The sequence below is a fragment of the Clostridium sp. JNZ X4-2 genome, assembly GCF_054889485.1.
Genome location: NZ_CM142685.1, coordinates 241,859 through 256,167 on the forward strand (window position 1 = coordinate 241,859; position 14,309 = coordinate 256,167).

The 14,309-nt window shown below is 35.0% G+C and carries 10 protein-coding genes, 1 riboswitch and 1 other annotated feature; of the genes, 9 read left to right on the forward strand and 1 reads right to left on the reverse strand.

Going from position 1 to position 14,309, the window contains the following annotated elements:
- Positions 1–52 precede the first annotated feature (52 nt).
- The 9 genes from ACYUJ6_RS01355 (at position 53) to hydE (ending at position 12,851) form a co-directional block, all read left to right on the forward strand.
- The gene (locus tag ACYUJ6_RS01355) at positions 53–814 is read left to right on the forward strand and encodes a DeoR/GlpR family DNA-binding transcription regulator (protein WP_461844106.1); all 762 of its coding nucleotides are present in this window, start codon (positions 53–55) and stop codon (positions 812–814) included.
- Between the two features lie 17 nt (positions 815–831).
- Positions 832–2,100, forward strand: coding sequence for a four-carbon acid sugar kinase family protein (locus ACYUJ6_RS01360; protein WP_461844107.1), 1,269 nt, complete (start codon positions 832–834; stop codon positions 2,098–2,100).
- On the forward strand, positions 2,093–3,088 hold the full coding sequence (pdxA, locus tag ACYUJ6_RS01365; protein ID WP_461844108.1) for a 4-hydroxythreonine-4-phosphate dehydrogenase PdxA: 996 nt from the start codon (positions 2,093–2,095) through the stop codon (positions 3,086–3,088). The genes ACYUJ6_RS01360 and pdxA overlap by 8 nt, the downstream gene beginning before the upstream one ends.
- Positions 3,089–3,107: 19 nt before the next feature.
- Positions 3,108–4,355, forward strand: coding sequence for an MFS transporter (locus ACYUJ6_RS01370; RefSeq protein WP_461844109.1), 1,248 nt, complete (start codon positions 3,108–3,110; stop codon positions 4,353–4,355).
- 104 nt (positions 4,356–4,459) lie between these two features.
- Positions 4,460–5,593 (forward strand): glycerate kinase family protein, encoded by a 1,134-nt coding sequence (locus ACYUJ6_RS01375; protein WP_461844110.1) that lies wholly within the window; start codon positions 4,460–4,462, stop codon positions 5,591–5,593.
- A gap of 114 nt (positions 5,594–5,707) precedes the next feature.
- Positions 5,708–5,932 (forward strand) — a binding site (T-box leader).
- A gap of 82 nt (positions 5,933–6,014) precedes the next feature.
- The gene (gene proS, locus ACYUJ6_RS01380; RefSeq protein WP_461844111.1) at positions 6,015–7,445 is read left to right on the forward strand and encodes a proline--tRNA ligase; all 1,431 of its coding nucleotides are present in this window, start codon (positions 6,015–6,017) and stop codon (positions 7,443–7,445) included.
- 290 nt (positions 7,446–7,735) lie between these two features.
- A complete protein-coding gene (gene ftsH, locus ACYUJ6_RS01385) occupies positions 7,736–9,616 on the forward strand; it encodes an ATP-dependent zinc metalloprotease FtsH (protein WP_461844112.1) in 1,881 nt (626 codons plus the stop codon).
- A gap of 15 nt (positions 9,617–9,631) precedes the next feature.
- On the forward strand, positions 9,632–11,764 hold the full coding sequence (locus tag ACYUJ6_RS01390) for a HelD family protein (protein ID WP_461845408.1): 2,133 nt from the start codon (positions 9,632–9,634) through the stop codon (positions 11,762–11,764).
- Positions 11,765–11,816: 52 nt separating this feature from the next.
- Entirely contained in the window at positions 11,817–12,851 is a 1,035-nt protein-coding gene (hydE, locus tag ACYUJ6_RS01395; protein WP_461844113.1) for a [FeFe] hydrogenase H-cluster radical SAM maturase HydE, read from the forward strand.
- 11 nt (positions 12,852–12,862) lie between these two features.
- Here the strand turns inward: hydE and ACYUJ6_RS01400 are convergent, their stop codons facing one another.
- Entirely contained in the window at positions 12,863–13,945 is a 1,083-nt protein-coding gene (locus ACYUJ6_RS01400; RefSeq protein WP_461844114.1) for a PRK06851 family protein, read from the reverse strand.
- Positions 13,946–14,101: 156 nt separating this feature from the next.
- A riboswitch (Lysine riboswitch) is annotated at positions 14,102–14,282 on the forward strand.
- The last annotated feature ends 27 nt before the right edge of the window (positions 14,283–14,309 follow it).

Sequence of the window (14,309 nt, forward strand, 5' to 3'; positions counted from 1 at the left end):
ATAAACATAAATGAACAAAAAATATGTTCGTTTTAAACATGGAGGACAAATGATGTTGCCTGAAGAAAGACGTAGTAAAATAGTGGATATCTTAAAAAAACATGGCAGGGCAGAAGTGGATATACTGGCAGATAAATTGAAGGTATCAAAAATGACAATACGCAGGGATCTGGAATTACTGGAGGATAAAAAACTTCTGCTGAGAACTCATGGCGGAGCGGTGTACAAAGACATCATAAGTTATGAAGTACCTTATATAGATAAAGAAGTCATAAATAAAAATGAAAAGGAGAGAATAGGCAAAAGGGCGGCAGAACTTATAAAGGAAGGGCAGTCATTGATACTGGATGCAGGAACTACTTGTCTTGAGGTGGCTAAGAATATAAAGACAATGGAGGATATTACTGTAATTACCAATGACATTAAAATAGTAATGGAATTATTTAAGTATACTAATATCAGGCTGTTTTGCACAGGAGGTATAGTCCAGGGAAAAGTGGGGGCTTTAATTGGAAGACATGCAGAATTATTAATACAATCTTTTAATGTGGATTATGCATTCATAGGAGTTACATCGGTGAATAGCAATTATGCTGTTTCTACACCAACTGCTGAAAAGGCTTACTTAAAAAGATTGATGATGAATAATGCCAATAAATCCGTACTTTTGGCAGATCATAGCAAATTCAACAAAACTTCTTTTTCAAAGGTTTGCAGTATAGACGAAGTGAGTATCTTGATAAGTGATATAAAATTAAAGGATAATATAAAAAAAGATTTGGAAAGGTTTGAAACAAAATTGTATTTTGTTTGATTTAAGGAGGTTTTTATATGCCGAGTGTTTTAGTGATAGCTGATGATTTTACAGGTGCAAACGATACAGGAGTGCTGCTGAAGGATGAAGGAGGGTTTGAGGCTGTTTCATTTTTAAGCTGTAATGATATAGAAAAATTTCATTATGATAAGGACGTATTTTGTGTAAATACTGATACCAGAGATAAGGAAAGTCAGTATTCTTATGCTTTGGTAAAGGATATAACCGGCAGGTTTAAAAAGGATGTAAAATTAATAAGTAAAAGAATAGACAGTACCCTTAGGGGAAATGTAGGAAGTGAAATAGATGCTGTACTGGATGAACTGGGGCCGGAGTATAAGGCTATAGTTGTGGCTTCTTATCCTTCCTCAGGGAGAATATGTTTGGGAGGATACATCCTGGTGAATGGAATACCACTGGAAAAGACTAATGTTTCCAGTGACGTTAAGACTCCCGTGAAATCATCCAATGTGATAAGTATTATAAAATCCCAAAGCAAAAAATCTATTGGATATATACCACTGGAGAATGTTTTAAAAGGTGCTGAATTTTTAAGGGGAGAAATAGAAAAGGATTGCAGCAGAATAATTGTGATAGATGCAGTATCCAATGAGGATATCATGGTTATAGCAGATGCCTGCACATCTTTGAAAGAAAAAGTGGTTTGTGTAGATCCGGGACCTTTTACTTCTTATCTTTCTATAAATAGATTAAAATCAATTAAACCCTCACCCTACAGATCATTGATGGTTATAGGAAGTATTACAGAACTGACCAGAAAGCAGCTGAAATATTTTAAAGAACACAGGGAAGTGTTGATTTATAATGTAAATGTGGATAATTTAATAAATGATTTTGAAGATGAACTTAAAAAGGCTTTGGATTATATGCAAAAAGGCTGTGAAAATTATAAATACATATGCATCACCACTTCTCTCATAAAAGCTGAGATAGAGAGCGGCATAAGTCTGGATGTATCCAATATTATATCTGACAGGCTCAATAGGATAGCTAGGGCAATTTTAGATATGAAAGACTTTAATATTAAATTGGTGTATTTAAGTGGGGGTGATACAGCTCAGGGATTTTTAAAAAACATAAATTCCATTGCAATGGAGATAATAGAGGAAATAATACCCCTTGCGGTTTATGGAAAGATAATAGGGGGCCAATTTCATGGATTACATGTATTGACTAAGGGAGGATTAATCGGAGATGAAGCATCTATGGCTTTTATAATGTCAGCTATAGAAAAAAATATTGAAAGAGGTAGCAGAGATGAGTAAAAAGATTATAGCAGTACCAATAGGAGATATAGCAGGAGTCGGACCTGAAATAGCAGTGAAATCCCTTAATAAAAAATTTATTTATGAAAATACAAAGCCTTTGTTGGTAGGTGAACTGAAAGCCATAAGGAGAGCATTAAAGTTAACAGGCATAGAACTGGAGATCAATGTAATAGACAGTGTTAAAGAAGCAAGATTTGAATTTGGGACTATTGATTTAATAGATTTAAACAATGTGGATTCAGATAGGATAGAATTTGGTAAAATACAGGCAAAGGCAGGCAGGGCAGCTTTTGAGTTTATAAAAAAATCTGTGGAACTTGCACAAGCTCATGAGGTGGACGCCATAGCCACCACACCTATAAATAAAGAGGCCTTGAAGGCTGCAGATATAAATTATATAGGTCATACTGAAATATTGGCGGGTCTTACAAACACTGATGATCCTATGACTATGTTTCAAGTACGCAATCTAAGAGTGTTTTTCTTGACCAGGCATGTGTCCCTGGCAGAAGCTGTGGAATCTATAAAGAGGGAAAGAGTGTATAAATATATTTTAAAATGTAATGAGGGACTTAACAGGCTGGGATTAAAAGATTCCAGAATTGTAATTGCAGGTTTAAATCCTCATGGCGGAGAACATGGATTATTTGGATGGGAAGAAGTGGACGAAATAGTACCTGCTGTAGAAGATGCAAAAAAACAGGGCATAAATATATCAGGGCCTATAGGAGCTGATTCCGTATTTCATATAGCATTAAACGGCGGTTATGATGCGGTAATATCACTATACCATGATCAGGGCCATATAGCTACCAAGATGGTGGATTTTGAGAGGACAATTTCTGTGACTGTAGGACTGCCATTTATAAGGACATCTGTGGATCACGGTACAGCTTTTGATATTGCAGGAAAAAATATTGTGAGCTCCGTCAGCATGGAAGAGGCAATTAAATTAGCTTATAAATATGCAGAAGTATACAAATAAAAAAGGAGTTGATATAAAAATGGAGTCATCATCAAAAAGATGGGTCAGAATTATACCAGTGGCATTTGTAATGTATATGACAGCTTATATGGATAGAATCAATGTATCCATGATACTGCCGTATATAGACAAGTCATTTAATCTGTCAAGTGCAGATATTGGTATAGCTGCAGGAATATTTTTTGTAGGGTACATGGTATTGCAAATACCGGCTGCCATATTGGCAGATAGGTGGAGTGCCAAAAAAGTTGTATTTATACTTATTATGCTTTGGAGTGTGGCAGCTATGTGTACTAGCCTGGTTCAAAGCAAAACACAGCTTTTTGTATTGAGATTGTTGCTGGGAGTTTTTGAGGGTGGTGTATGGCCATCGGTTTTGGTTCTTCTTGCAAAGTGGTTTCCATCAGGAGAAAGAGCTCGTGCAAATGCCTTCTGGATGATCAATATGCCATTATCCGCTGTTATCATGGCACCTATTACAGGCTGGTTGTTATCAATAACTAGCTGGCGTATAGTGTTTTTAATTGAAGGAATGCTGCCTCTTATATGGGGATTTGTATGGTGGTTTTCAATTGAGGACAGTCCAGCTGTTTCTAAATGGGTATCACCAGAAGAGAGAAAATATGTTGAAGATACAATTGCAAAAGAAAATGAGAATAAACCTAAGGGAACTGGATATGGCTCGGCTTTTAAAAATCCAACTGTAATCTGGCTGCTTGTTGCATATTTCTTCTGGATGTCAGGTTTTTATGGATATACTATGTGGGTTCCAAGTGTTATAAAGGACTTTAAAGGACTTAGTTCTTCTTTGGTTGGACTTATAAGTGCTATACCATTTATTTTTGCAATGATAGCAATGGCATTCAATTCATCTCTGTCTGATAAAAGAAGGCAAAGAGAAATACATGTTGCCATACCACTTCTGATTGGCGCTTTTGGACTTATTGGAGGACAGTATTTAGCACATACGGCAGTTACGAAAATGATATTTTTAGTTATATCAGCTATAGGAGTGTATGCACCTTATGGTCCATTTTGGGCAATACCTACAGATATATTGAGACCGGAACTGGCAGCAGCAGCTATGGGACTAATCAACGCCCTTGGAAATTTGGGAGGTTTTCTCGGACCATATATTGTAGGATGGATTCAGGGAAAGTTTGGTGGATATCTGGGTTTCATTGTTTTAGGAATATTTTTAATAATTACAGCTATTGTCTCCATGGGAATTAAGGCCAGCAGAAGTAAGGCATCTGAAGCTAAATAAAAAATTCATATTTTATTTAGATATGCTTTTCATATAAAGGTTTTCAATGTATTATTAATATGTACTTTAATGCACTATTAGTTAAATAATAGGAGGTAATAAAATTGAAAATACTTCTTGCGCCAGATTCATTTAAAGGTAGCTTGTCATCAAAAAATGTATGTACTGCACTTAAGGAAGGTATACTTAGAGCAGCACCTAATGCGGAAATAATTGAAGTTCCCATTGCAGATGGAGGAGAAGGAACTGTAGATGCAATTATTACATCTGAAGAAGGTAAAGAGTATACTGAATATGTTACAGGACCGCTGGGAGAAAAGGTGGAAGCCCATTATGGAATTTTAAAGGGCGGTACGGCAATTATAGAAATGGCTTCAGCTTCAGGGTTATATCTTATTCCCGAGGATAAACGAAATCCGCTTATAACTACGTCCTTTGGTACTGGCCAGCTTATAAAAAATGCTTTAGATAGAGGATGCAGAAGATTTATAATCGGAATTGGCGGCAGTGCTACAAACGATGGCGGGGCAGGAATGCTTCAGGCGTTAGGTGTAAGATTTTTAGATCAGCAAGATAATGAACTTTGCTATGGCGGCGGAAATCTTAATAATCTGGTAAAAATCGATTTGAATAAATTGGATAAGAGAATTTATGAAAGCCAATTCACTGTAGCTTCTGATGTAAATAATCCACTGTGTGGTGAAAATGGAGCTTCAGCTGTATATGGACCCCAAAAAAATGCCACCCCTGAAATGGTTAAAGTGCTGGATGATAATTTAAGGCATTATTCAAATGTCGTAAAAGATATTTTTAATAAAGATTTATCTGAAGTTCCAGGTGCAGGTGCAGCCGGGGGCCTGGGATTTGCACTTATTGTGTTCCTAAATGCAGAATTAAAAAATGGAATAGATATTGTAATAGACATTACAAATATGGAGGATAAAATTAAAAACAGCAATTTGATTATAACAGGAGAGGGAAACACTGATTTTCAAACTTCTTTTGGGAAAGCACCTTCTGGTGTTGCCAAGCTGGCGAAAAAGTACGACAAACCTGTAATCATATTGTCCGGCGGCCTTGGAAAAAATTATAAGGATTTATATGACATAGGAGTAACCTCATTGTTCAGCATTGTGGATAAGCCCATGTGTCTGGAGGATTCCATGAAATATACACCTGATTTAATCAAGAACAGGATAGAGGATATCATAAGAACCATATTGGCATTTTCCCGTTGATTTTTTGTATTTCGGATTTTAAGTTTTATTTTAAAAATAATGGCAAAATCTATTGACAATAAATAGTTTATATTCTATTATATAAAATAAGTTATGATAGTTTAATTAAATATTTAAAATTCAAAGAAGAGGATTAGTAAGCAGAACATTCTTTTTAAGAGAGGGGACGGCAGGTGGAAGTTTCCAAAAGAATATGCTGAACCTGCCTTGGAGTTCTGTACCGAATAACAGTAGGATACAGCGGCAACTGCCGTTAAAATCGCAAGTGAAGTGAGTATGTTTTATATTTAAATATATTAATCAGGGTGGTACCACCGAAATATAACCTCGGTCCCTTTTTTGGGGATTAGAGGTTTTTTTATATTTAAAATATATTTTACAAATTAAGTTAAAGTTTTATTAGATATTGGAGGTAGTTAAATTGGATAAAAAATTAGTAGAACAGATAACATCCAGAAGTGAAGATTTTGCACAATGGTATACTGATATTGTGAAAAAAGCAGAGCTGGCAGATTATTCAAGTGTAAGAGGATGCATGATAATACGTCCTTATGGATATGCAATTTGGGAGGGTATTCAGAAATATGTGGATACGAAAATAAAGGAAACAGGGCATGAAAATGTATATATGCCTATATTTATTCCAGAACATTTGCTGGAAAAGGAAAAAGAGCATGTTGAAGGATTTGCACCGGAAGTTGCATGGGTAACTGAAGGAGGAAATGAAGAGCTTACAGAAAGATTGTGTGTCAGGCCGACTTCAGAAACTTTATTTTGCGATCATTTTGCTAAAATCATTCACTCATATAAGGATTTGCCGAAACTCTATAATCAGTGGTGCTCTGTAATAAGGTGGGAAAAGACCACCAGACCATTTTTGAGAACAGCAGAATTTTTGTGGCAGGAAGGTCATACAATACATGCCACTAGAAAAGAAGCTGAGGAGGAAACCAGATATATATTGGATTTGTATTCCAAATTGTGTAAAGATGTCTTGGCCATGCCGGTAATTCAGGGTAAAAAAACCGAGAGCGAAAAATTTGCAGGTGCTGTAGATACTTATACTATTGAAAGCCTGATGCATGACGGAAAGGCTCTCCAGGCGGGAACATCCCACTATCTTGGTGAAAATTTTGCCAGGGCATTTGGAATCCAGTATTCTGACAAGGAAGGTAAACAGCAGTATGTGCATTATACTACCTGGGCTGTAACAACAAGATTGATAGGAGCTATAATAATGGTACATGGAGATGACAACGGCATGGTAATGCCGCCTAGAATAGCTCCAATACAAGTCATTATAGTACCTATAGCACAGCATAAAGCTGGAGTGCTTGAAAAGGCAAATGAATTAAAGAATATACTGTCAAAGTCTTTAAGGGTGAAAATTGATGACAGTGACAAGACACCAGGCTGGAAATTCAGCGAGTATGAAATGAAGGGCGTTCCCGTCAGACTTGAAGTAGGACCAAAAGATATTGAAAAAAATCAGGTGATATTGGCAAGAAGGGATACTGGAGAAAAGACAGTAGTGTCCATGGACAATTTGGAAAATGAAGTAACGGATCTTCTGGACAAAATTCATGATGCAATGTTTGAAAAGGCAAAATCCTTTAGGGACAATAATACCCATGATGCCCTAAACATGGATGAATTTAAGGATATAGAGGAAAATAAGACTGGTTTTGTCAGGGCTATGTGGTGTGGAGATCCTAAATGTGAAGAAAAAATCAGGGAGGTTACTGGAGCAACTTCAAGGTGTATTCCGTTTGAGCAGGAACATATTTCAGATACTTGTGTATGTTGTGGAAAGAAAGCGGATAAACTAGTTTATTGGGGTAAAGCATATTAAATCCATATGATGGTAAATTGGGAACAATGCGGAAATAGTAATTTTTGCATCATTCATTTATTTCAGTGAGTGAAAATATGATTTGAATATCAATGCTGATTATGATTAAAAATACTGTCAAATTTATTATTAATAAATGATTTTGACGGTATTTTTATATATAATTATATTGATTGGACTATTGGTTAAAAATAACTTTGAAAATATTTTGTAAATATTATTAGAAAATGGTACATTTATTGTTATAATATAAGTAGAACTATAAGCTGAAATAAAGTGGAGGCTATAATATGTTTAACAACAAAAAATTTAATAAGAACAAGTGGAAATATCTTATTTATTATGCATTATTGGCAGCTATGATTATATTCATAGCCAATGAGTATATTAACGGGGTTAAATCCCAGCATATAAAATACAGTGACTTCATGAATGATATTAATCAGAATAAGATTTCTGAAGTGCAGGTAAGTAAGGATAAACTGATTATAATTCCCAAATCTCAGGACATAGAAGATAAAGGAAAAGTTCTTTATACAGAAAGAATAGAAGATCCTGATTTAGTTAAAAAGTTAAATAGTGCTAAAATTCAATATGGAGGAATACCGCAGGAAAATACTGTACTAAAAGGATTTTTTACAAATTGGGTTTTGCCGTTTATAATAATTGCATTTTTGCTTCAGCTGTTTTTAGGAAAATTAAATAAGAAAATGGGCAGCGGAGTAATGTCTTTTGGTAAAAATACTGCCAAGATATATGCGGAAAATGAAACTGGTGTGAATTTCAACGATGTAGCAGGGCAGGAAGAGGCAAAGGAATCCTTGATGGAAATTGTAGATTTTTTACATAATTCCCAGAGGTATGTGGACATAGGTGCCAGACTTCCTAAGGGAGCTCTTCTTGTGGGACCTCCCGGTACAGGGAAGACTCTTCTTGCAAAAGCAGTGGCTGGTGAAGCTAAAGTGCCTTTTTTCTCAATATCAGGTTCTGCATTTGTGGAAATGTTTGTAGGAATGGGTGCTGCAAGAGTAAGGGACTTGTTTCAGCAAGCTCAAGAAAAAGCTCCTTGTATAGTATTTATAGATGAAATAGATGCTATTGGAAAAAGCAGAGATGGAAATATATCGGGAAATGACGAAAGAGAGCAGACCTTGAATCAGCTTTTGGCGGAAATGGATGGGTTTGATTCTTCTAAGGGAGTAGTTATACTGGCAGCTACAAATAGACCGGAGGTTTTGGATAAGGCTCTTTTGAGACCTGGAAGATTTGATAGAAGGGTTATAGTGGATAGACCTGACTTAAAGGGAAGGGAAGATATTTTAAAAGTACACATAAAGGGTGTAAAAGTTTCACCGGATGTGGATTTAAATGAAATAGCGAAATCCACTCCAGGAGCTGTAGGTGCAGATTTGGCCAATATAATAAATGAAGCGGCATTGAGAGCTGTTAAAAATCACAGATCTCAAGTAAGGCAGGAGGATTTGGAAGAAGCTGTAGAGGTAATTATAGCCGGTAAGGAAAAGAAAGATAGAATACTTTCTCCTGGAGAAAAACAGCAGGTGGCTTTTCACGAAGTAGGTCATGCACTTGTAGCAGCTCTTTTGAAGCATACGGATCCTGTTCATAAAATAACTATAGTTCCCAGGACCATGGGGGCATTAGGATATACCATGCAGCTGCCTGAAGAGGAAAAATATTTAAATACAAAGGATGAGATGATGGATCAGATATGCGTCATGCTTGGCGGGAGATCTGCGGAAGAAGTGAAGTTTAACAGTATATCTACAGGTGCGGCCAATGATATTGAAAGAGCTACCCAGACTGCCAGAAGCATGGTAACAATTTATGGAATGTCAGATAGGTTTGATATGATGGCACTTGAGTCCATTCAAAACAGATATTTGGATGGAAGACCGGTTCAAAACTGCAGTGCGGAAACAGCTTCAATTATTGATGAAGAAACTTTAAAGATAATAAGAAAATCCCATGAAAAGTCTAAAAAAATTCTTCAGGATAATATAGAACTGCTTGTGAACATATCTAAAAGGCTTATAGAGAAAGAAACCTTAATGGGGTATGAATTTATGAGCATGATAAAAGATTATAATGAAAAAAAAGGAGCAGGATCTCCTAGTACAGGAGTTTTGACTTCAGATTCTGATAATGTATAGGGTGGAGATATGAATATGTGGAAAGGTGATTTAAAAGGTGAGCCAGATAGAGAAGTTCAATTAAACCTTGAAGGAGAAAAGTTAAGAAAAGTACTGAATGAGATAAATACATATATGATAGATAGTATAAAGCTTAGAAAAGAAGTTATTGATTATATTTTGGATTTGAGGAAAAAGAATCTGGAACAATATGAAGATGATGAAGATAAGCTCATTGAGTATTTTGATCATGAAATATATACAAAAGAAGAGCAATTTAGATTGGTAAACAAGAGCATAAAAGAACTTACTATACTGAAGGATTCGCCTTATTTTGGAAAAATAATTTTTGAAGATGAGTATGGCAGGGAAAAAATATATATAGGCAGATTCGGAATGAGCAATAGAGAAGATTATGAGCCTGTCATAGTGGATTGGAGATCTCCTGTGTGCAGTTTGTTCTATTCAGGAAGCTTGGGGCGGGCTAGCTATAAATCACCTATGGGAACAATAGAGGCAGATATACTTGGTAAAAGGCAGTTTATTATAAAAAAGTCAAACCTTATTGGAATGTTTGATTCCAATATGGATGTAAAAGATGAAATATTACAGATGGTGTTAAGTAAAAATGCCGGTGAAAAATTGAAAGACATAGTGATGACTATACAGAAGGAGCAGGATGCTTTAATAAGGCAGCCCAGGGAAGGGGCTGTTGTAGTAAATGGCATAGCTGGCAGCGGAAAGACCACTGTGGCATTGCATAGGGTAGCTTACTTGTTATATAATTACAGAAAGTTACTCCAGGGAAAGGTGCTTATATTAGGACCCAATAGCATATTCATGGATTATATTTCTTTGGTATTGCCCAGCTTGGGGGAAGAAGAAGTTACTCAGCTTACATTTAGTGAATTTGCCCGTGGTATTCTGAACTTACCGGATATGATGGATCTGAGGGAGTACATGGAAAATATCTTAAGTGGAGATGAGCAGTTCATCCATGAAATAATTTATAAAAATTCTTTAAGATATGCAGCTGATATAGATAAACTAATCAGCAGCATAGAGAAAAATTATTTTGTGGCAGAGGATGTACTATTCTATGACAAAATAATAGTGACTAAAGAGGAAATGGAGAAAATGCTTAAATATTACTTTAAGGAGATGCCGCTGTTTAAAAGAAGCATAAGATTGAAAAAGGTCATATATTCAAGGATAAAAGATGAAAGAAATCTTTTAGTAAGACATATACAAAAAAAATACAGGAATAAGCTTGAGAGTATGACAGAAGAAGAATTAAATTCTCATCAGACAAATTTAGAATACAAAAAAAGAAATGAAATAGAAGAAGTTATAAAAGAAGTTGTAAAAATAAAAGGGAATAAATTAAAGTGGCTGAAAGAGCCGGATATAATGTCAATATACAGTGACTTTAATAAAAACAGGGAATTGATTCAGGAGGATTTAGCGGCTATTTTGTATTTGAAAATGAAATTAGACGGAACAAAATATAAAGATAAAATAAAGCATATAGTCATAGATGAAGCTCAGGATTATTCCCCGCTGCAGTTTAAGGTTATAAAAGAACTTACTGGCTGTAATTCTTTTACTGTAGTAGGAGATGTGAATCAGAGAATTATACCTTCAGATGAAAGACCTGCCATGATGAATTTGAATAATATTTTTTCGGATTTAAAGGTGAAAAATTTTTCGCTGGGCAGAAGCTATAGATCTACCAATGAAATAAATAATTATGCAAACCAGTATTTAAAAAGCGGTAAAGTCATATCTTTGATAAGAAGCGGCACAGAAGTTGTAGAAGAACAGATAAGCAGTTTAAATAAACTTGTGGATAGGATATTGAAAGATATGGTAGAATTAAAGGAAAAAGGCTATGAAAGTATTGCTGTAATCTGCAAAAACTTAAAAGACACAGAAATTTTAAGCAATTTAATAAAAAAAACCATGTACATAAAATTAATCAACGGAGAAGATATGATTTATTCCAGTGGAGAAGTTATACTTCCAAGTTATTTTGCCAAGGGGCTGGAATTTGATGCTGTTATAATGATAGACACTTCTTACAGTCATGAGGAAGATACATTAAAATATATAGTTGCTACAAGGGCGCTGCATGAGCTGCATGTATATAAGATTTCTTCCATTGGCTGATTATATAATTGTGGTCTGTTCAAATGTTTTTATAAAAGGAGGTTAAGACATTATGAATAATTTAATTTCGCTGATTAAAAAAACTGAATTTAATCATTCGCTTACTAAAAGTGAAATAACCGAGTTATTTAAAAACGATGAATGCAATAGGGAACTTTTTAAAGCAGCAGACAGGGTGAGGAAAAAATATGTGGGAGATGAGGTCCATTTAAGGGGGTTAATAGAGTTTTCTAATATATGCAAGAGAAATTGCATGTATTGTGGATTAAGACGTGATAATAAGAAAATTAAGAGATACAGAATACTACCGGATGAAATAATCAAGCTGGCCAAAAAAGCAGTGGGTTATGGTTATAAAACCATAGTCATGCAATCTGGAGAAGACGATTACTATACAGTGGATAGATTAAAATATATAATATCAGATATAAAGAAAATGGATGTGGCGGTAACCTTGAGCATAGGAGAAAAGACGTTTGAGGAGTATAAGGCCTTCAAAGAGGCTGGAGCAGACAGATATTTAATACGGATAGAGACAACTGATCCTGCATTGTATGCAAAAATGGATCCGGGCATGAGTCATGAAAACAGAAAACGCTGTCTGAGGGATCTTAAGGCTTTGGGATATGAAGTTGGAACGGGATGCTTGATTGGACTTCCGGGTCAGAGTTTTGAATCACTGGCAGACGACATATTGTTTTTTAAAGATATAGATGCAGATATGGTGGGAGTAGGACCCTTTATTCCAAATGAAGATACACCTTTAAAGAATGAAAGGGGAGGGGATTTTTTAACCAGTCTTAAGGTAGTGGCAATAAGCAGATTATTAATGCCCAATATCAATATCCCGGCCACTACAGCTATGGAAACCCTGAACCCCAGGGGAAGGAGTATAGCTCTTCAAAGTGGAGCCAATGCAGTAATGCCGAATGTAACAGAAGGTGTATACAGAAAACTCTACGCTCTTTATCCAGGCAAGATCTGTACTGGTGATACTCCTGCAAACTGTAGAAATTGTATAACCGGCAAGATAATTACCATAGGCAGGGCTGTTTCTGCCTCTAAGGGATTCAGAGTGAAAGCATAATGGAGAACCCATCATGCTTTTTGATTTTTTTCATATTTTTTTATTTTGCTAAAGAATTTCTCACAGGTAATGCTTAGGGCATCTGAGTCTATATTTTCAAAATAACATTTTTCCAGATTATCCTGGAGCTTTTTATTCGAAGACAATATAGATAAACTTTTATTGAGAAAGAGATAGAAATTTGTTTTATCTTCTTCTACATCTGCTTTATTTATTTTACTGTAGTCAATTAAGTTATTCATATATATTTGTATGCCGTTAAATTGAGTTTTGTTAATCTCATTGGAGGTTATGACGGCAGTATTTAACCGGGGAATTATAATGTGATCTATCTTATCTGTTATGAGAGGATGGTGATATACTTCCACATATAGCCCTCTTTTTACAGCTTCTTCATAAAGAGTTCTAAGAACCAGTGTTTTTCCAGTACCGGGATCACCATTCAGCACATATACTTTATCCATATCGTTATACAGGGTATCTATAAAAGATACTATACCGTTTCGAGTAAGGGCGGTGGCAAACAGATGACTGCTTTTTCCCTGGTTTCCCGGGCTGACGTCAGGTAATATTTTTGATCCGAGATCTTCCATGGTTGCAGTCAGTTTTGAATAATCAACAGCATCTTTATTATAGTGTTCCCAGTCTTCCTGCATAAGTTTTGCAGTTTTTATAAACCTGTAGGATCTTTTGGATATATTTTTGATTTCTGCATTGATGCAGTTTTCCTTCTCCACATATCCTTCAAAATTATTTTTATTTAAATTTTCCTCTAAATCTAGTATTTCATATGACAATTGAGAGTCTATTACATTTAATAGACTGCTGTTTAACAATGCTATGTTCAATTTTTTTATAATTATTCCATCCAATAAGTTTTCATCATAAGGACAATGGTAACATTCTATATCATATCCATTTTTGTTAAAATACTCACTTATATTTTCCATCAGGGAAGATTTTAAAAGCATGGACTTGCTTTTAAAAAAGAATTTCTTGTTTAATGTTTTCTGATTTGTTATAAAGTCCGAAAACAGGTGAAGTCCTTCCCAAGTATTTCCCCCTGTAAAGAAATGTCTCATTTTATCATTCATTATACACACTCCTACCTATTACAATCATTAATATAATATGCTGACATTTTTTATAGGTTCCACTAAAGGATATAATATTGTTTCAATGGAATTTAAAAAAATAGTTGAAATCAGTAAATATTTATGATAAACTTAGAACAATTTAATAATTTAGCTACCTAGGGTAGAGGTGCTGTAATTAATAGTATTTATTTTGAGTTGGCAGACATTTGAAAAATAAAGAAAGGAATTGCGGCCGAAAAATTAGTTTGGCAAAACTGATTTTGGCTTTGTATAGAATATGTACAGAGTTGTCATTAAAATATTTATTTATTTTTAGTGGAGAGCTACAAAGGTACACAACCATGTATGTTTGTACAGTATA

Excerpts from the sequence above, each read along its gene's own strand:
- ACYUJ6_RS01355 (WP_461844106.1), top strand. The coding sequence starts at position 53 with ATGTTGCCTGAAGAAAGACGTAGTAAAATAGTGGATATCTTAAAAAAA.
- ACYUJ6_RS01360 (WP_461844107.1), top strand. The coding sequence starts at position 832 with ATGCCGAGTGTTTTAGTGATAGCTGATGATTTTACAGGTGCAAACGAT.
- pdxA (WP_461844108.1), top strand. The coding sequence starts at position 2,093 with ATGAGTAAAAAGATTATAGCAGTACCAATAGGAGATATAGCAGGAGTC.
- ACYUJ6_RS01370 (WP_461844109.1), top strand. The coding sequence starts at position 3,108 with ATGGAGTCATCATCAAAAAGATGGGTCAGAATTATACCAGTGGCATTT.
- ftsH (WP_461844112.1), top strand. The coding sequence starts at position 7,736 with ATGTTTAACAACAAAAAATTTAATAAGAACAAGTGGAAATATCTTATT.
- ACYUJ6_RS01390 (WP_461845408.1), top strand. The coding sequence starts at position 9,632 with ATGTGGAAAGGTGATTTAAAAGGTGAGCCAGATAGAGAAGTTCAATTA.
- hydE (WP_461844113.1), top strand. The coding sequence starts at position 11,817 with ATGAATAATTTAATTTCGCTGATTAAAAAAACTGAATTTAATCATTCG.
- ACYUJ6_RS01400 (WP_461844114.1), bottom strand. The coding sequence starts at position 13,945 with ATGAATGATAAAATGAGACATTTCTTTACAGGGGGAAATACTTGGGAA.